Annotated in this window: 13 protein-coding genes, 1 pseudogene and 2 riboswitches; of the genes and pseudogenes, 8 read left to right on the top strand and 6 right to left on the bottom strand. The window is 55.4% G+C overall.

What is annotated here, in order from left to right; all coding sequences use genetic code 11:
* The first annotated feature begins 75 nt into the window (after positions 1-75).
* The gene (locus BLU11_RS18920; protein WP_090276036.1) at positions 76-1,743 is read left to right on the top strand and encodes a BCCT family transporter; all 1,668 of its coding nucleotides are present in this window, start codon (positions 76-78) and stop codon (positions 1,741-1,743) included.
* Positions 1,744-1,747: 4 nt separating this feature from the next.
* Here BLU11_RS18920 and BLU11_RS18925 read toward each other — a convergent pair whose 3' ends face one another.
* The 4 genes from BLU11_RS18925 to BLU11_RS18940 form a co-directional block, all read right to left on the bottom strand.
* A complete protein-coding gene (locus BLU11_RS18925; RefSeq protein ID WP_090276038.1) occupies positions 1,748-2,461 on the bottom strand; it encodes a 3'-5' exonuclease in 714 nt (237 codons plus the stop codon).
* A complete protein-coding gene (locus BLU11_RS18930) occupies positions 2,458-4,341 on the bottom strand; it encodes a DUF294 nucleotidyltransferase-like domain-containing protein (RefSeq protein ID WP_090276040.1) in 1,884 nt (627 codons plus the stop codon). The genes BLU11_RS18925 and BLU11_RS18930 overlap by 4 nt, the downstream gene beginning before the upstream one ends.
* Positions 4,342-4,393: 52 nt before the next feature.
* The gene (locus BLU11_RS18935) at positions 4,394-5,671 is read right to left on the bottom strand and encodes a PQQ-dependent sugar dehydrogenase (RefSeq protein WP_090276042.1); all 1,278 of its coding nucleotides are present in this window, start codon (positions 5,669-5,671) and stop codon (positions 4,394-4,396) included.
* A 200-nt stretch (positions 5,672-5,871) separates the two neighbouring features.
* Positions 5,872-7,311 carry a sodium:solute symporter family protein gene (locus tag BLU11_RS18940; protein WP_090276044.1) on the bottom strand — a complete coding sequence of 480 codons (1,440 nt, stop codon included), beginning with the start codon at positions 7,309-7,311 and terminating at the stop codon, positions 5,872-5,874.
* A gap of 96 nt (positions 7,312-7,407) precedes the next feature.
* Positions 7,408-7,516: riboswitch (TPP riboswitch) on the bottom strand.
* 78 nt (positions 7,517-7,594) lie between these two features.
* Positions 7,595-7,691, top strand: a riboswitch (TPP riboswitch).
* A gap of 47 nt (positions 7,692-7,738) precedes the next feature.
* Between BLU11_RS18940 and BLU11_RS18945 the strand changes: the two genes are divergently transcribed.
* The 3 genes and pseudogenes from BLU11_RS18945 to BLU11_RS18955 all read left to right on the top strand — a co-directional run.
* Entirely contained in the window at positions 7,739-8,512 is a 774-nt protein-coding gene (locus tag BLU11_RS18945; protein ID WP_090276047.1) for a 3-oxoacyl-ACP reductase, read from the top strand.
* Positions 8,512-9,828 (top strand): LLM class flavin-dependent oxidoreductase, encoded by a 1,317-nt coding sequence (locus tag BLU11_RS18950; RefSeq protein WP_231702236.1) that lies wholly within the window; start codon positions 8,512-8,514, stop codon positions 9,826-9,828. Before BLU11_RS18945 ends, BLU11_RS18950 begins: the two co-directional genes overlap by 1 nt.
* A 544-nt stretch (positions 9,829-10,372) precedes the next feature.
* Positions 10,373-11,338 (top strand): annotated as a pseudogene (locus BLU11_RS18955) (IS630 family transposase); the annotation flags it as partial.
* Positions 11,339-11,439: 101 nt separating this feature from the next.
* Here BLU11_RS18955 and BLU11_RS18960 read toward each other — a convergent pair.
* Positions 11,440-12,369: a hypothetical protein gene (locus BLU11_RS18960; protein WP_090276050.1), complete on the bottom strand. Its 930-nt coding sequence runs from the start codon at positions 12,367-12,369 to the stop codon at positions 11,440-11,442.
* Positions 12,370-12,650: 281 nt separating this feature from the next.
* Here BLU11_RS18960 and BLU11_RS18965 point away from each other — a divergent pair, with 281 nt between their 5' ends.
* Positions 12,651-12,830 carry an AlpA family transcriptional regulator gene (locus BLU11_RS18965; protein ID WP_090276052.1) on the top strand — a complete coding sequence of 60 codons (180 nt, stop codon included), beginning with the start codon at positions 12,651-12,653 and terminating at the stop codon, positions 12,828-12,830.
* Between the two features lie 166 nt (positions 12,831-12,996).
* Positions 12,997-13,662, top strand: a complete 666-nt coding sequence (locus BLU11_RS18970) for an inovirus Gp2 family protein (protein ID WP_090276054.1) — start codon at positions 12,997-12,999, stop codon at positions 13,660-13,662.
* Positions 13,663-13,806: 144 nt separating this feature from the next.
* Here BLU11_RS18970 and BLU11_RS19360 read toward each other — a convergent pair whose 3' ends face one another.
* The gene (locus BLU11_RS19360; protein WP_157718716.1) at positions 13,807-13,947 is read right to left on the bottom strand and encodes a hypothetical protein; all 141 of its coding nucleotides are present in this window, start codon (positions 13,945-13,947) and stop codon (positions 13,807-13,809) included.
* A 129-nt stretch (positions 13,948-14,076) separates the two neighbouring features.
* Between BLU11_RS19360 and BLU11_RS18975 the strand changes: the two genes are divergently transcribed.
* Positions 14,077-14,379: a hypothetical protein gene (locus tag BLU11_RS18975; protein WP_090276056.1), complete on the top strand. Its 303-nt coding sequence runs from the start codon at positions 14,077-14,079 to the stop codon at positions 14,377-14,379.
* Between the two features lie 94 nt (positions 14,380-14,473).
* Positions 14,474-17,434, top strand: a complete 2,961-nt coding sequence (locus BLU11_RS18980) for an SNF2-related protein (protein ID WP_172828703.1) — start codon at positions 14,474-14,476, stop codon at positions 17,432-17,434.
* Positions 17,435-17,460 lie beyond the last annotated feature (26 nt).

The raw sequence follows: 17,460 nt of genomic DNA on the forward strand, positions 1-17,460 counted from the left end.
TACGGGCATCTCCGGCGACGTTTGTTTGCCGCCCTTCAGTGTGCTGCTGAATACTGACATGCAAGGAGTAATTCCATGGGAACTCAGCCCACGAACGAGAATCTGCCGCAGGCGCCAGCCTCCAGTGCGGATGGTATTCCGCCGCCGTCCGGTGAAACCAATCTGATCGATACCGATTATGTCGTTGGGCAGGACAACTTTTCCGGGCAGGTGAGCATCAGCCTGGATATCCATAGCAAGGTATTCCTGATCTCGGCGGGCGCCATTCTGCTGTTCGTATTATTGACCCTTGCATTGCAGGGCCAAGCAGAGGCGGTGTTCAGTAGTTTGCGGGGTTGGGTGACCGGCAAGATGGACTGGTTCTTCCTCGGCGCCGCTAACATCTTTGTAGTGTTGTGCCTGGCGCTGATTGTCTCTCCACTGGGGAAGGTGCGTATCGGGGGCAAGGAGGCGACGCCGGATTATACCTATTTCGGTTGGTTCTCGATGCTGTTCGCCGCCGGCATGGGCATTGGCCTGATGTTTTATGGGGTGGCTGAACCCCTGGGGCATTTCACCGCAGCCTACGATGGCGTCGTAGTGGGAGCGGATGGTGTGCGGACCGACTGGGCGCCTCTTGGCGGCGCCGCCGGAAATGCTGAGGAGGCGATGCGCCTGGGCATGGCCGCGACCATTTTCCACTGGGGGCTGCATCCTTGGGCCATCTACGCGATCGTCGCGCTGTCGCTGGCAATTTTTTCCTACAACAAGGGATTGCCGCTGAGTGTGCGCTCGATTTTCTATCCGCTGCTGGGGGAGCGAATCTGGGGCTGGCCAGGGCATGTTGTGGATATTCTTGCGGTTTTCGCAATCATGTTCGGTCTGGTGACGTCCCTGGGTATCGGCGCGCAGCAGGCAAGCGCTGGTATGGAGCACTTGTTCAATATTCCAACCACCAGCCTGACCATGGTGCTGTTGATTCTTGCCATTACCGCAGTGGCCTTGTGGTCTGTTGTCGCTGGGGTAGAAAAGGGTGTACAGCAATTATCCAAAATCAATCTGATGCTGGCGCTGTTGCTGCTGGTATTTGTGATCGTGGTAGGACCGACGCTGGCAATTTTCAAAGGTTTGTTCAGCAACCTGGGAGCCTATGTCAGCTATCTGCCAGCGTTGGCCAACCCGGTTGGCCGCGAGGATGTTAACTTCGTTCAGGGCTGGACGGCCTTTTACTGGGCCTGGTGGATCAGTTGGTCGCCCTTTGTGGGCATGTTCATCGCCCGCGTCAGCCGAGGCAGGACAGTGCGCGAGTTTCTTGTCTCGGTTATGCTGGTACCCTCTCTGGTGTCGGTGCTGTGGATGACCTCCTTTGGCGGTGGAGCAATTAATCAGGTAATCGCGGAGGGTTTCACAGGTGTGCAGGAAGCAGCTCTTGAGTTGCAGCTGTTCACCATGCTCAGTCAGTTGCCGCTATCGGCGATTACCTCCTTCATCGGCATAGTCCTGGTCATCATGTTTTTCATCACATCGTCGGACTCCGGCTCGCTGGTGATCGATACGGTTACTGCCGGCGGTAAGGTTAACGCCCCAGTGGGGCAGCGGGTCTTCTGGGCTATTATTGAGGGGGTACTGGCTATCGCATTGCTGCTCGGCGGTGGTCTGGTAGCCTTGCAGGCGATGGCGGTGTCAACCGGCCTGCCGTTTACCCTGGTGCTGCTGGCCGGGTGTGTGGCGGTGGTCAAGGGATTGATGAGCGAGCCGCGCTAGCGGCTCAGCACCATAGATCACCCAGGCGTTGCTGTGACGAGAAGTGTGTCGCCACTTGCGCCTGAAACAGTTCTGCCGTGGCCAGAGCATCAGTCAGGGCGTGATGCGCCTGGTACAGCGGCAGGCCGTAGCGGGTGCGACTGTCGGCCAGTCGAATCGAGATCGGCTGCCTGCCCAGCACGCGCAGCAGCCAGCCGGGCTGGCGCTGTGGATGCAACCGGGCTTCCAGTTCCATGGTGTCGATCATGGGAAACAGCAGACCTTCCTGCAACTCGTGGCGCACCGCCTCATCAATGAAGCTGCGTTCGATATGGCGGTAATGCGCGACTACGACCTTGCCTGCCAACTGCTCCAGTAGCTGTTCCAGCACCGCTACGAAGCGGGGTGCCTGGCGGATTTCCGAATGAGTGATGCGATGAAAGGCAACCGACTCCTCGACCAGTCGTCCATGGGGCCGCACCACTTGATACCAGGCCCGGGAGCAATCCGCGCGCCGAAGGGTGAAAGGCAGCATGCCGATACTGACGATGGCGTGGCGGCGGGCATCCAGTCCGGTAGTCTCGATATCGAGCGCAATCAGCGGGACATCTTCCAGAGGTGTATCGGCTGCCGGCCAGTTGGACTGATAGAAACGTGCCAGTCGGGGATCGCGCGTGCTGCGTGCCAAGCCTGCCATCTGTTGCTGCCAATCGGATACCGCTGCTGGCGCCCGACTCATAATGGGCGGGTCACACGCAGTGCAGGATAGCGATAACGCAAAAACTTCTGTGCATTGCTGAGAATCTGGAACGCATCCTTGAGCCCGTGACGTTCTGCGGCAGAGACGTTCTCAGGCTCGATGTTGTTGTCCGGCTCACGGCCCTGCTGGATATCCAGCGCCTGATGACGAATCCGGGACATCGATAGAAGCTCCAGGGCATAGCGCAAGCGGTCGATGGATTCGGGCGGCATCAGCTTGGTGGCGGCGATGGCATCCAGCCGCTCGAATGAGTTCTGTTCCCGGGAGCCGCAGGCCAGAGCATGCACGCGGATCAGATCGGTCAGCGGTGCCGTGCCGCGGCGCTTGATATTGATGACATTGTTCTGCTCGCCATCCTTCTCCATGACAAAGGTACGGAAGAAGCCCAGCGGTGGAGTACGGTTGAGCGCATTGCGCGCCATCAGTGCGAGAAACTGCTCATTGCGGCTGGCCTTCTCAGCAATAACGTCCTTCAGCTGCTCGGCAAAGTCGGCCTCGCCGGCGACCGCAGCCAGATCGAAGAAGATATTGCTGTGCAGTAGGGTTTCCGGGTTCGGCTGTTCGATCCAGCGGCTGAAATAGCGCTTCCAGACCTTCAGTGGCTGACGCCATTGCTGGTTGGTAGCCATGATCTTGCCCTTGCAGTACGTATAACCGCAGGCCGCCAGCCCGTCACTGACAAATGACGCCAGCTGCAGAAAATAGGCATCATGTTGTTCTGGATCGAAGCTGTCATCAAGCACCAGGGCATTGTCCTGATCAGTGACGATCAGTTGCTCATCGCGGGCCATCGAGCCCATGACCATAAAGCAATAGGGTATGGGTGGCGGTCCCAGTTGAGTTTCGCCAAGTTCCAGCAAACGCTGAATGAAGCTGCGCCCGACGCTCGACAGGGTGCTGCCGATCATGTGTGAATTGAGGTCGTCCCCGGCCATGCGTACAAAGGTTGCGCGTACATCCGGCAGCAGCGCCTGCAGTTCTGCCACGGACTGCCGGTTGCTGACAGTGTTGACCAGATACAGGCTGCTCTGCGACTCGTACTTGATGATATCCGCCAGGGTGATCACGCCCACCGGACGCTGGCGATGCATCACCGGCAGGTGATGGATGTTATGCCGCAGCATGCATAACGTAGCCTCGAATACCGAGTCATCGAGCTGCAGGGTAATGGGCTCGGGCGACATCGCCGCGCTCAATGGCGTGTCCGCAGACAGGCCTTCTGCAATCACGCGGGTTCGGAAATCCCGGTCGGTGATAATGCCGACCATCCGTTGCTGGCGCGGATCGGTATGGCTGTGGGGGTCGACAATAATAAGCGCGGAAGCACCCTGTTCCGTCATCAGTACCGCTGCCTGCTGGATGCTGGCATCCATTGGCAAGGTGGCCGGCAGCCTGCTGAGTAATTTGCGCACCTTGATATTGACCGATTCGCTGGCTTGCGAATCCGCCGCCGATTTGAGCCGTGATTGGCCTTCGGTATCTACAAAATCGGAAAAGTTGTCATGCTGCTCGCATAACTGATGGAACAGCGCTGATGGAATGAAATAGATCAGCGTGTCTTCAATGGCCTGCGCCGGAAAACGCACCCGATTGCCGCGCAGCAACCCCGCCTGGGCAAAAATATCACCCTCGGTGAGGCGGTTGTATAGCTCGCCGTTGCGCCGGTGGATATCCACCGCGCCACTGCGGATGTAATGCAGGTCGGCCACCGGCTGATCATGTTCAAGTATGTGGCTACCTGATTTGAAGTAACCGACCTGCACCTGCCGGGCAATGCCATCCAGTACCTCGTCCGGCAGCTCGTCAAACGGCGCAAACCGACTCAAGTGGTCACGTATCTCGATCAGTTCAACCTGCATGACGGACTCCGAACGGGCTTGAAGGGGATAGTGTAATACTTCCCGCTGGCTTCTACTCGGACGGCGTCAACTTCAGCAGCTGACCGTCACCTCCGCGCATGCCATCCTCCAGCAGCCAGATCGCGCCATCTGGGCCTTGTTCCACCTCGCGGATGCGCTTCTGCATATCGAACCGTTCGGCTTCGTGTGCCTTTTCACCATCAAATTCCACGCGCACCAGGGACAAGGAGGACATGCCGCCAATGAAACCGCTGCCTTGCCAATCCGCAAACAGCTCACCGTCGTAGATGATGAAGCCGGCGGGTGAGATCACGGGTGTCCAGGTGATGGCCGGTGTCTTGAATTCGGGGCGGGTGTCATGATCCGGAATCGAAGTGCCGTCGTAATGATTGCCGTTGGATACCAGTGGGTAACCATAGTTGGCGCCTTTCTCGATCAGATTGAGTTCATCACCACCTTCCGGACCCATCTCATGCGCCCAGAGCTTGCCGCTGCTATCGAATGCCATACCCAGAATATTACGGTGCCCCAGGGACCAGACCTGCGCTGCTATCTCGCCCTGATCGGTAAAGGGGTTATCCTCAGGGACGCTGCCATCATCATTGAGCCGCACCACCTTGCCCAGGTTGGAGTTCATGTCCTGCGATGGATCAAAGGCCTGACGCTCGCTGGAGCTAATCCACAGCATGCCGTCACTGTCGAAGGCCAGGCGGTGACCAAAATGCCCATTGCCGCTCAGCTTTGGCGTCTGCCGCCAGATCACATCAAGGTCTTCAAGTTTGCCGCTGCCTTCGTCGTCCAGTACCAGCCGGGCGCGCGCAACGGCGGCGCCGGCACCGCCGTCACCGGCCTCGGCATAGCTGAGGTAAATGTGTTGATTGGTTTCGAACTGTGGGTGCAGCAACACATCGCCAAGCCCGCCCTGACCTGCATGCACCACCTCCGGCACGCCGCCGATGGTGCCACTGCGCTCGCCGGCAAGATCGTGCAGACGTAGTGTGCCGGCCATTTCGGTTACCAGCAGGCGGCCATCAGGCAGAAAGGTCATGGCCCAGGGAGAGTCGAACTGGGTCACTTCGCTCACGCTGAAGGGGAGTGCATCGGTTCCGGGGTCGGCGGTCGGTTGCCCCGCAGCCGCCTGCTCAGCGGACTCTTTTTCCGCGCTGCTGGCTTCTGCAGAGGACTGGTCGTGGGCGCGGGTATTGGACTCGGATTCGGTGACCGTTGGCGTCGGAGCATCGGTCTGCTTGTCCGGGGTCGCCGAATTGTCGCAGCCAGCCAACAGGCCGAGCGTGGCGAGGAAGATCAATGAATGCCGGTAAGGGACCATGACTGCTCCTGTGTGGTTACGGGAGGGGATCCATCATCCTGGAGCGATGACTGAAGATTTAAGTGTGCCGATACCACAATATAGATCGCTGTTCGCGTTTGGCAAACTGGCCGGCAGGTACGGTGCGCGGTGGTCTGATCCATGCTGCTTCTCGATAACCACAGCACCACTCGGAATTGAAGTTCGACGAGGGTGGCTGCTCACCCATCCAGTTTTCGTACCCGCTGCGCCAGTATTGAAAAATCAAAGAGGGTTCCTGCAGGTAAAAGCAGCAGTATCAGCGACACGGCGATGGGCACCAGTGATGCCAGCAGGAAAGCTTCCAGCAGGTAAGTAAGGGGCGCGCCCGGTGCCGGAAATACCATCAGTCCAGTTACCAGGCCTGCGAAGGTACTTAGCGCAGCGTTGTAGCTTTGATAGCGGGCGTTGTAGAAACCGAAGAACACGGGGAAGGCTGCTGCGCAGCACAGTAGATCGGCCAACAGAAACAGGTAGAGCACGCTGTAGCCCTGGGATGCCGCCACGAGCACCGGTATCGACAGCAGCACAATCAGCCAGCGCGATAGCGATAGCAGGTTGTGATTGCTCAGCTTCGGCAGCAGCCTGCGCAGATCCACCACCATGATGCTGGATAAGCCGCTGATGGTAGAGTCGGCGCTGCTCATAATCAGCGCCAGGCCGAACGGCAGCAGGCCGATGGCAAACCACACCGGGACCTCGGCCAGCAGCACACTGAACAATGCCACCGAGCCATCGCCGGGCAAGCCCAGCCCGACAAACGCCAGGCCAAACAGACCCATGATGAAAATGATGGGAAAGCTCAGCAGACCGCTGATGATAAAACCGTTGCGGATAACCTTGTTATCGCGGGCGGCGAAAATACGCTGCCAGGTGCCCTGGTAAAACAGTCCGGTCAGTACCACCGCGATAAAGAATGTCAGACCAGATTTCAGACCGTTGATATCTAGCGGGTTCAGCAAGTGCGGCGCGTTTTCCTGCAGGCCCTCCAGTGCCGGCGCAAGGCCGCCGGCGGCTTGCCAGCCAAAGACGATCAGCAACGCCAGAAAGGGCAGGATTACCAGCATTTGCACTCGGTCGGTAAAAATGGTGACCCGTAGACCGCCATACAAGGTATATAGCAGCGTGGCGCCCATCACGATGCTGGCGGTCAGCCACAGAGGGACCGGTGCCAGCAAGGACACCATTTTGGCGATGGCGGTCAGGCCTGCGGTCAGACTGATGAACAGGTAAAACAGCATGATCACCAACACAAAAGCGTACATCACCCGGCCATAGCGGCCGAGCACAAACTCGGTCAGCGTGTGGCCTTCGGGCATCAGCGAGCGAAGGCGTTGGCCCAGCGGAATCATGATCAGCCGTGGTGCTAGTGCGCCCAAAGCGTAGCCGGTCACAGCGCCAATACCGCCCCAGGTAGCGGCCTGTGCCGGGCCAAACAGAATCCAGGTGCCCATGGTGGTGGCCAGCAATGTTAGTAGCGTGGCGGAGCTGTTCTGGCTGTTACGGGCTACCAGGAAATCGTCCAGCTTGTCCTGTTTGCGGCGGGCGTATATCAGGCCGGGTATGGCGAACAGAGCAGAGAACAGAGTCAGCCACGCAAGGGCGGTAAAGGGGCTTAACATCGGTGGTCTTCCTTGCCGTGGCAGGCGCAGGTGAAATCGCCAAAAGATGGCGTAGCACCCGGACAGCGGCAAAGAAGAAGGTGCACACAGGACGCGTAGAGCAGGCGTTTCCTTCCCTTCGCCGGCATTATCCGGATCAGGTTCGAAGGGTTACCGCATCAGATGCGGAGTCTCAGCCATCGCAATGGCACCCCCAGGAGTGACCGAAGAGTAGGGAGCCGAAGCCTGCTTGTCAATTGCAGCCATTGGATTACATATTCATGATGGGACTGTGCTATGTTTCCGTCTCGACACGGGGTGTCCTGGATTGCAGGACTGAGAACACACCCGTTGAACCTGATCCAGTTCGTACTGGCGAAGGGATGTCAGCCGCCGGCCTGAGGCCGCATCTGCCTATTCATACCTTCGCCTCAGTCATGAGGTGTCTATGCAATCATCCACTCGTCTTGATCAACAACTGGTGCTGGTTACCGGTGCTGCCCGCGGTTTGGGTGAACACCTGGTGCGCGCATTTCTGCGCGAAGGTGCCAGCGTGGTGATCAACTACCGTAACAGCGCCGCGGCAGCGCACAGGCTGGCCGGAGAACACTCTGCTCGTGCGCTGGCAGTGCAGGCTGACGTGACCGACCGCGCCGCGGTGCAGGCGATGTTCGCCCAGGCCCGGCAGCATTTCGGGTTCCCGGTGACCACAGTGATCAACAATGCGCTGCCGGATTTTTCATTCAACGGTGATGCCCGGGCGAATGCAGAGCAGTTGTCCTGGGACAGTCTGAACCAGCAGTTTGCCGGTGTGGTGGGTGGAGCGTTGAACACTACCCAGGCAGCGCTGGCCGGCATGCGCGAACTGGGGTTTGGCCGCATTGTGAACGTGGGTACCAATCTGTTCCAGAATCCGGTGGTGCCATACCACGATTACACGGCGGGCAAAGCGGCGTTGCTGTCCCTGACCCGCACCCTGTCGCAGGATCTGGGGCCGGATAACATCACCGTGAATATGGTGTCAGGTGGCTTGCTGCGCACCACTGACGCGTCTTCTGCTACGCCTGAAGCCGTGTTTGATTTTATCGCGGCCAGTACGCCACTGCGGCGAGTAACCACGCCGGCGGAATTTGCCGATGCCATCCTGTTTTTTGCCTCGCCGTGGGCTCGTTCGGTGACCGGTCAGAACCTGGTGGTCGACGGTGGACTGGTGAAAAACTGATGGCGAACTTACATTCACGCCGACGGATGATGCACCTTAACTTGTTTCTGATGGGCTGCGGCCATCACCGCGCCGCATGGCGCCATCCGCAGTCCGCGGTGGAGCAATTGGGTGATATACGCTATTACGAACGCCTGGCGCAAACCGCCGAACGTGGCAAGCTGGACGCGGTGTTTTTTGCCGACAGCAACTCGACAGGTGATGTGTCGGACGGCAGTTGGTGGTATCTGGAACCGCTTACCGCCATTGCCGCCATGAGTCGGGCAACGGAGAAAATCGGCTTTATCAGTACTGTCTCCAGTACGTTCTACACCCCCTTTCATGCCGCCCGGCTGGTAGCATCGCTGGATCACATCTCTGGCGGCCGCATTGGCTGGAATGTGGTCACCTCAATGTTTGACGTGGAAGCCCGGAACCACGGTTATGAATCCATGCCCGGCCATGCCGAACGTTACCGTCGCGCCGACGAGTTTGTGCAGGCCGTGCTGGGCTTGTGGGACTCTTGGGGTGATGACGCTCTGAAGTTTGATCGACAGGGTCATTACGCCGACCCGGCTAAAGTGCAGCCTGTTAACCATCGAGGGGAGTTTTTTCGGGTGGACGGGCCGCTGAACGTCCCGCGTCCGGTGCAGGGCCATCCGGTGCTTTTTCAGGCCGGCGCCTCGGAGCCCGGGCGCGAGCTCGCGGCCAGATGCGCCGAGGCCATCTACGCGGTGGCTTACGATTTGCCCGCGGCGCAAAACTACTACCGCGATATCAAGCGACGGGTAAAAGCGGCTGGCCGTGAGGTTGACGTGCCCATCATGCCTGGGCTGGTCACCTACGTTGCAGCCACCGAGGAGGAGGCATTCAGAAAGCAGCGAGAGTTGGATGAGTTGCTGCCCGCCGATGCATCCTTGCGCCAGTTGGCGACGTTTATTGGCCAGGACTGTTCAGCCTGGGAGCTGGACGCGCCGATACCTGCGTTACCGCCACTGTCCGAGTTCAGCGGGCCGCAAGGGCGCTACAGCACAATTCTGCGCATCATTGAAACCGAACAACCCACGCTGCGCCAATTGCTGGGCCGGTTGGCAGCGGGCGGGGGCCATTGCACCATGGTAGGTACGCCGCAGCAGATCGCGGACAGGATGGAGCACTGGTTTAACAACGAAGGTGCTGACGGGTTCAACCTCATGCCACCATCGCTGCCTGCGGGCATTGAAGATTTTATCGAGCAGGTGGTCCCGGAGTTGCAGCGTCGGGGGTTGTTCCGTACCGCCTATGAGAGCTGTACTCTGCGCGAGCATCTAGGCTTGGCGCGCCCAGATAAGTCCTGAGCACGGGCAGGTCGTCGCAATCGAATCGGCGACTGTTATTGGCTTGCCTGGCGATGTCGACCAAGCACAGGAACGCATCACTTTAGCGACGTGGCACAGGGTGGCATAGCGCCAAGACTTCCCTCGCAGAGCTGCGGCGCGGCCTTCGGACCCAGGCTCAGTCTCAGGGTCAAAGTCGGGCGAGTACTGGCGATGAGAGGGTGAAATGTGGTTGGGAACGACCAATTCAGGCAGCAGGCAAAGTCTGCACCAGTATGCGGTGAATCGACGTGAGTCAGGCAAGAAAAAGCCCCAACTGATAACAGTTGGGGCTTGGTGTTGGTGGGCCGGGGTAATCTGAACTCGTGTTGCAACTCATTGATTTTTATCAATATGTCTCGGTTAAAATTTTCCTTGGTATACTTTTTGGTATGCCAGGCAGTGAATGCTGCAAAAATCACCGGCATCCAGCACCCCTTCACCATCTCGATCGCTTCAGACGCGTCGTTTGCTGGATCATGAATTTGATTTCAATTGTAGGCTTGAGGATTCCTTTCATCAAGACTCTGCAGGCCTAACTCCCAAGCAAGTCAGTGAGCGGCTGGAGGTCTCTGCGCCTGTCGTCTTCAAATGGCGCAAGGGTTATCCGGAGGGGCTTGATGGCCTGAAGGACTTGCCGCGCAGCGAGGCACCCCGCACACTCAGCGAGGCGAAGGCCAAGGAAATACTGACACTGACAACCCAGCGGGTAACGCGAGGAGCCACTCACTGGAGCCTCCGTCTGACGGCCAAGTATGCCAAGGTCAGCATCTGGCAAGTGGCGCAAGTATGGGCCGCTGCGGACTTGAAGCCACATAGACTCAAAACCTTCAGAATCAGCAAAGATCCTGACTTTGCCGACAAAGTCGTTAATGTCGTTGGCCTGTACATGGATCCGCCGGACAATGCGATGGTGCTGTCTGTTGACGGGAAAACCCAGATCCAGGCGCTGGATCGCACTCAACCCATGCTGCCACTCAAGCCTGGTCAGGTTGAGCGCCGCACGCATGACTACAAGCGTCACGGTACGGCCAGTTTGTATGCTGCCTTTGATATTCTGACTGGCAAAGCCATCGGACGCATTACCCAGCGGCACAGGGCCAAAGAGTTCCTGGGCTTCCTTCGCCAAATCGACCGCAGTACTCATGCCGAGCTGGATCTGCATGTCATTCTGGACAACAGCTCAATCCATAAGGCCGCAGCGGTTAAGGTGTGGCTGGCGAAACACCCACGTTTCAAGCTGCACTTCACACCGACCAGCGCATCTTGGATGAACGTCGTAGAAGGTTGGTTTGCGCAACTGGAACGGCGGGCGCTTTATCGCGATGCTTTCACCAGCGTGGCCGACTTGATAGCGGCCATCCGAGGTTTTATTGATGTCCATAATGAGCATTCAGCCAAGCCCTTTCGCTGGAGCAAAATAGCCAAGTCAATTATCAGCTCGGTGAATCGAGCAAAGCTGTCTGCAGTTCGGAATAAGTTATTGAAATAACCAAACAGGACACTAGTTGGTGTTCGGTTTCATTAGGCCACTACACATATAGGCGAAACTGTTCGCGGGCGGCATATTTGATGTGGCTTTTCAATTATATGTTATTGCCCATCGAGGTCGAAATTCAAAGCGTACCCTTGGGTGGTTGTATCACTGTTTATCTTTTCATTTTTGTTCTCAGACGGGGAATATTTAGGCATCGGCCTGTTTGCCTTATCGGTTGTTTCTGGAATGTAGAGTTGGTGTGTGTTTTCCATTTCTATAAGTATTTCGATAGCTTTTGATTGAGTTATGTTGTGCTTGCTGGATAGCTCTTGTAGATTTTTTATAGAGCGATCGGATAATAATAAGTTTTTCTGGGATTTGCTTTTGTTTGATTTTCTATATTTGTTTTGATGCCAGCGAGCTTTTATTTTGGATATTTGAAATGCTATATATTCTTTGTCTTGGTGTTTGTTTTCAAAGTAAGACATAAGGTCTTCTTTGTCATGAACTATAGGTGTTGGTTCGCCGTATTCTTTGTTGTTGTTTAGCCAGTCGCTCGCTAGGCTTATCTTTTCCTTAGTGTCAAACCAGGTGTAGATTCTGTCGTTTGATTTATGACTCTTCCATTTTAATTCCAAGTCTTCCAGGAACTTAACTTTTCCTGGCGCCGGTGCTTCCCATAAATCAATCTTCAGGATTATGAAATCCAAATCGGAGCACTGACTTTGAACTAGGTGTATTTGGGACAGAGGGCCTACCTGGTTGTTTATCCATTTTTCCAAGCGACGCCCTTCAGAAATCCAAGAAAGGTGTTTTTTGTGAACTATGGAATTTTTAAACTTTGCGGATACTTGGGGAAAAAGCTGGGGGTATTTTTTTAAGAAGTATAATGCAGTGCTTGTATTGTCTTTGTACGCTTCGGTAGGAGTTCCTTGAATTTCAATGCAATTAGCCATTAACCAGGAGCTTATCCATAACAAGTTTCTGCTACTTGCGGGAATGGGATCGAGGATCTTTTCTATCTCATCGCTGTCGTCATGTATCATATTTCTAGCGTCCATATAGGCTGAAAATATAGCATGTCTAGACTCTATCAAGTAGATATATATTGTCAATCTAGTAGATAGGATTATGTGCTTAATCCCCGTTTTTGGGCACTCTGCGCGGGGCTGTGGCTACCTTCTCAGCTTCATAGAGTTATCAGCAGCGGATCTTGCCATCACGTTATGGGATCCGCGGGCACTGCCAGCTAAGGAAGGCCAGGGATCATCACGAAACAAAATACTGGCGATGCACATCCTCTGAACCAATACCAGAGGTCGCCATCATGCGCATAATTCGTCTCAAAGAAGTAATGCATAAAACCGGGCTGGCACGCTCCACGGTTTACAAGTACATGTCAGAAAAACGTTTTCCTATGACTGTTCAATTAAGTGAGAGCAGCGTGGGCTGGGTTGAAAGTGAAATTGATGATTGGATTGAAATGTTGATTTCACAAAGAGGGTGATGGTTTGATTTCGTATATTTACGCTTGTTTTTATTTCAGGAGTGAAATGTTGATGCTTTTATCTCTGTAGCGTCTATGTTTGCTGAGATTCTGAGCGATGCGTATCTTCGGTGCGGGTAGTATGCTTTATAAGTGTTGTTAGTGTTGTTAGCATATAGGGTGTGAAATGAGCATATCAAATAGTAATAGAAATCTGACTATACAGTTTGTCGATAACTTTAATGGTCTTCCTGTGATGGCTGATAAAGGTCCGTTTATAACAGAGTATCTTGAAAAGCTTAGGAGGGTGATTGGTTGTGCAATGGATGCCTATCCAAGGCTGATGGCTTTTAGAGTAGACCTTCGTCTACCAAATATGGAGGGCCTGCCAGAGTTTTATTCTTCAAATAAAGTAATCAGTCGGTTCTTCGATTCATTCAAGGCAAAAATAGAAAGCGACCGGCATAGAGCAAGAGTGAGCAGCCCTTCTGCTCATGACACAAAAGTAAGATATTTCTGGGTGAGAGAGGCGTCATCTACTGGTATCCAGCACTACCATTTGCTAATTCTTTTGAACAAAGACGCGTACCACGTAGTTGGTAAGCTTGGATCTGATAATATGAATATGGTTCGACGTTTGGAAGAGGCATGGGCTAGTGCTTTAGGCTTGCAGTTTCATGAGGTATCAGGGTTGGTGGAGTTTCCAGATAATTCTCTGTGGTGGCTTCATCAGAACGATGCCGGATTTGCGGAAGTTTTATCTTCCTTGTTTCACAGAGCCAGTTATCTCTGTAAGGCTGCGACGAAAAAATATGGACAGCATCATCACGGAGTTGGGAGTAGTCGAGGCTGATCGCTACTCGGAAGCTAGGTCCAAGGCCGGGCCACTCACAACTGATCCATCCTGGTGACATACGCAGGGCTCAGTAACTGCGTATGTTTGGACATCGAGAGGGCAGGCATTGGGAGTCTTCTCCCATGGGTATCGCAGCGTGGTCTAGCGAACCTCGTAAATCGGGTCGCCATTGATCTCGAAGTAATCCTGACCATAAATGAAGGGAATATAGAAGCCGCCACGTATGACCGTTACGTTCGACAGGCTGACTGCACCAGGCTTCTGTTCGATGGCAATGTCCATCTGTTCTTTCATCCTCGGCAAAGCGGTCGTGAAGACTGCTACGAATCAATGCAACGATAGCAATATCAGAGCTTTCAAGCGGGCAGTGCCGCTTGACGATCGCATCAATCATCTCCACCATCGCGCGCCATGAAACTACTCAATACCTACGATGATAAAGACGAGGCGGAAACCGCTGCAGCTAAGCTGCAAGGTGACAAGCGCTTGGCCAGCGAGCGTGATGCTACTGAGGTAATTTACAACCTGTTCGGTATGCCTACGTGGGGTAATTTCCATCGCCTCGGGATGTACAACCTGCATGAGTTACAAGCTCTGCTTGAGCGGCGTAACACCTGGGGGGAGCAGGAGACTGCTCGCCATAAGCAAATCATGGCTACGCTGCAGATCGTCGCTAAGAATCACGTGCTGGCCATACCTGCTCATTGGCAGTAGAGCTGGTGCGGGATAGATGTTGGCTGTCGATTGCCTTGACTAATCAGTGGGCGGGAGGCTTTATACTTGGACGCATTTGCGTATGGATACGCCCATGGAGTCTCGCCCCAAGGAGTCGTTGTTGATCACTGCTTACCACGCCAAGTATTACGCTCACGAGCTGACGCGCAGGCATGCTGCAGACGGTGTAGATCGTCTCTCTCAATCGTTGTTCGATGCCAGTGTCGATCTGAACCCCCACCAGATCGAGGCGGCGCTCTTCGCTTTGCGCAACCCGCTACAGCAAGGGGTTCTGCTGGCCGACGAAGTCGGTCTGGGTAAAACGATTGAAGCGGCACTGGTTATCTGCCAGCTTTGGGCAGAGCGTCGCCGCAAGCTGCTGATCATTGCGCCTGCAAGCCTGCGCAAGCAATGGGCACAGGAGCTGCTGGAAAAGTTTGCCGTTCCTGCCACGGTGCTGGATGCGGTGGCCCTGCGTAAACAGGCTGCAGGCAGCGCGCTGGATACCCTTCAGCGCATCACTGGAAAATCCGTCGTCATCATGTCGTACCAGTTCGCAGCTCGAATGGAGGCAGAGTTGCGTGCAGTGGCCTGGGATGTGGTGGTGATCGATGAAGCGCACAAGCTGCGTAATGCACATCGCCAGAGCAACCGCACCGGCCAGGCACTGCGGCGCGCTCTGGATGGCCGAAAAAAGCTACTGCTCACGGCTACGCCACTACAGAACTCACTGATGGAGTTGTACGGGCTTTCGACCCTGATTGATGAGCACATGTTTGGCGATGAGAAGGCCTTTCGCAAACAGTATCTGAACAACCCGGATGGACTGGAAGAATTGCGAGGACGCCTTGCTGGGTTTACCCAGCGGACTCTGCGAAAAGACGTTCTGGAGTATATCCAGTACACCGAGCGCAAGGCACTGACCCAGCCTTTCAACCCAACAGATGAAGAGCAGGCCCTCTATGAGCGGGTTTCGGCTTTCCTGTTGCGAGAGGAGTCCTTTGCGCTACCCAAGCGTCAACGACATTTGACCGGACTGATCTTACGCAAACTGCTGGCCTCCAGTACCCCCGCCATTCTGGGCACGCTGATTACCATCCGCGCCCGATTGGAGCAGATGCTGGTTGATGAGGCCGCTGCCGAAAAACAGAGCTTGTTGGAGCAGTGGGTAGAAGAAGACGATCTTGAAGCGGACTATCTGGAAGAAGATGAGCTTGAAAACGATGTCAGCGTAAATGACGTTAGCCCAGGCTATTTGATTGCAGACACCCCCGTTCCGTTGGCTCCCGAGCAGAAGAAGCAAGCCATACAGCTGGAGATCGCCGAGCTCGATAGCATTATTGCGCTCGCCCAGGGTTTACACAGCGATACCAAGGCGCAAGCATTGCTGACGGCACTGCAGCTCGGCTTTAACAACATGGCCGAGTTGGGTGCACCGCGCAAGGCGATTATCTTTACCGAGTCAAAGCGCACGCAGGAGTATCTCTACCAATTCCTGTCTGCCAATGGCTACGAGAGCAAGCTCGCGCTGTTCAGCGGTACCAATAACCATCCGGATACCACCACCCTATACCAGCGGTGGCTGATTGAGCATCAGGGCACTGACAGGGTGACGGGCTCCCCGCAGGTGGATCGCCGCACAGCTCTGATTGATCATTTCAGAAAGGATGATGGCAACGGTGCCGATATAATGATCGCCACAGAAGCCGCCGCAGAAGGGGTCAACCTGCAGTTTTGCGCGCTATTGATCAATTATGATCTCCCATGGAACCCCCAACGAGTGGAGCAGCGGATTGGTCGCTGTCATCGCTACGGTCAGAAATACGACGTGGTGGTGATTAACTTCCTCAATACGCGCAACCAAGCGGATCAGCGTGTATTGGAATTGCTCTCGGAAAAATTCAGCCTGTTCTCCGGCGTGTTTGGCGCATCCGATGAAGTGTTGGGCCGGATTGAAAGTGGTATCGATTTCGAGAAGCGTATCCTCACTATCTATGAAACCTGCCGACATCCGGATGAGATTGAGCAAGCCTTCAATACTTTGCAGGCCGAGCTGGAAGACGTAATCAATGACCGCATCAAGGATACCCAGAGCCAGCTGCTGGAGAAGTTCGACGAAGATGTCCATGATCGTCTCAAATTAAGGCTAGACGAGGCCGAAGCACGCCTTGATAAGATAGGCCGCTGGTTCTGGGGGTTGACGCGCTTTGCACTGGAAAAGCAGGCGCGTTTCGATCATGCGGCCTATGCGTTTTCCTTGCCGCAGTCGCCTGCCGGTATCAGCCCACCGGTTGCAGCTGGCCGATACCAGTTGATCCGGGGGGCATCCCAGCCGGATATGCTTGCCCATGCCTACCGGCTCAGCCACCCCTTGGGTGAGTGGGCTCAGGAAGTCAGCCTGACGGCAGAAACCCCAACCGCACAGATCATCTTCAATTACAGCAGTCATGGCAGCAAGGTCTCCCAGGTTGAGACGCTGCTGGGCAAGTCCGGCTGGCTGCGCCTCGACCGTCTTCAGGTCACCGCCTTTGAAACGACCGATTCCCTGTTGTTTTCTGGCCTCACCAGCGATGGTAAGGCGCTTGACCAGGAAGCATGTGAAAAGCTCATGGCCGTCGAGGCCGAAGGTCAGCCAGTGCCCAGTCATGAGCTGCCACCGTCTAAGCTCATAGCCAACAGTGAGCGCCATATTGCCGCTGCCATCGCTGATGTTCTCGAAGCCAACCAGCGCCTGTTTAATGAAGAGCGCGACAAGCTGGAAAAGTGGGCCGACGACAAGCTGATGGCATCCGAGGAGGCGTTAAAAAACACCAAGGCACGCATTGCCCAGCTCAAGCGTGATGCTCGCAAGGCTCCAACCCTGCAGGAACAGTCTGATATCCAGCAGGAGATCTCATCACTGGAGCGGCAACAGCGTCGCCAGCGGCAGGAAATTTTCGCCGTTGAAGACGAGATCATCGCGCAGCGCGACCAACTGATTGAATCCCTGCAGCAGCGTCTGCAGGAAAAAACCGAAACCCATACCCTGTTCACCCTGCACTGGCAGGTGGTGTGACACACGCGGTAAACAACCTGCAAGGC

The organism is Halopseudomonas litoralis, assembly GCF_900105005.1.
In the GTDB taxonomy this organism is placed as follows: Bacteria; Pseudomonadota; Gammaproteobacteria; order Pseudomonadales; family Pseudomonadaceae; genus Halopseudomonas; species Halopseudomonas litoralis.

What these genes read in the sequence shown, in the direction of transcription:
- BLU11_RS18950 (WP_231702236.1), top strand. Translation starts at nt 8,512, where the DNA reads ATGGCGAACTTACATTCACGCCGACGGATGATGCACCTTAACTTGTTT.
- BLU11_RS19360 (WP_157718716.1), bottom strand. Translation starts at nt 13,947, where the DNA reads ATGGACATTGCCATCGAACAGAAGCCTGGTGCAGTCAGCCTGTCGAAC.
- BLU11_RS18925 (WP_090276038.1), bottom strand. Translation starts at nt 2,461, where the DNA reads ATGAGTCGGGCGCCAGCAGCGGTATCCGATTGGCAGCAACAGATGGCA.
- BLU11_RS18945 (WP_090276047.1), top strand. Translation starts at nt 7,739, where the DNA reads ATGCAATCATCCACTCGTCTTGATCAACAACTGGTGCTGGTTACCGGT.
- BLU11_RS18930 (WP_090276040.1), bottom strand. Translation starts at nt 4,341, where the DNA reads ATGCAGGTTGAACTGATCGAGATACGTGACCACTTGAGTCGGTTTGCG.
- BLU11_RS18970 (WP_090276054.1), top strand. Translation starts at nt 12,997, where the DNA reads ATGAGCATATCAAATAGTAATAGAAATCTGACTATACAGTTTGTCGAT.
- BLU11_RS18960 (WP_090276050.1), bottom strand. Translation starts at nt 12,369, where the DNA reads ATGATACATGACGACAGCGATGAGATAGAAAAGATCCTCGATCCCATT.
- BLU11_RS18965 (WP_090276052.1), top strand. Translation starts at nt 12,651, where the DNA reads ATGCGCATAATTCGTCTCAAAGAAGTAATGCATAAAACCGGGCTGGCA.
- BLU11_RS18935 (WP_090276042.1), bottom strand. Translation starts at nt 5,671, where the DNA reads ATGGTCCCTTACCGGCATTCATTGATCTTCCTCGCCACGCTCGGCCTG.
- BLU11_RS18940 (WP_090276044.1), bottom strand. Translation starts at nt 7,311, where the DNA reads ATGTTAAGCCCCTTTACCGCCCTTGCGTGGCTGACTCTGTTCTCTGCT.
- BLU11_RS18980 (WP_172828703.1), top strand. Translation starts at nt 14,474, where the DNA reads ATGGAGTCTCGCCCCAAGGAGTCGTTGTTGATCACTGCTTACCACGCC.
- BLU11_RS18920 (WP_090276036.1), top strand. Translation starts at nt 76, where the DNA reads ATGGGAACTCAGCCCACGAACGAGAATCTGCCGCAGGCGCCAGCCTCC.
- BLU11_RS18975 (WP_090276056.1), top strand. Translation starts at nt 14,077, where the DNA reads ATGAAACTACTCAATACCTACGATGATAAAGACGAGGCGGAAACCGCT.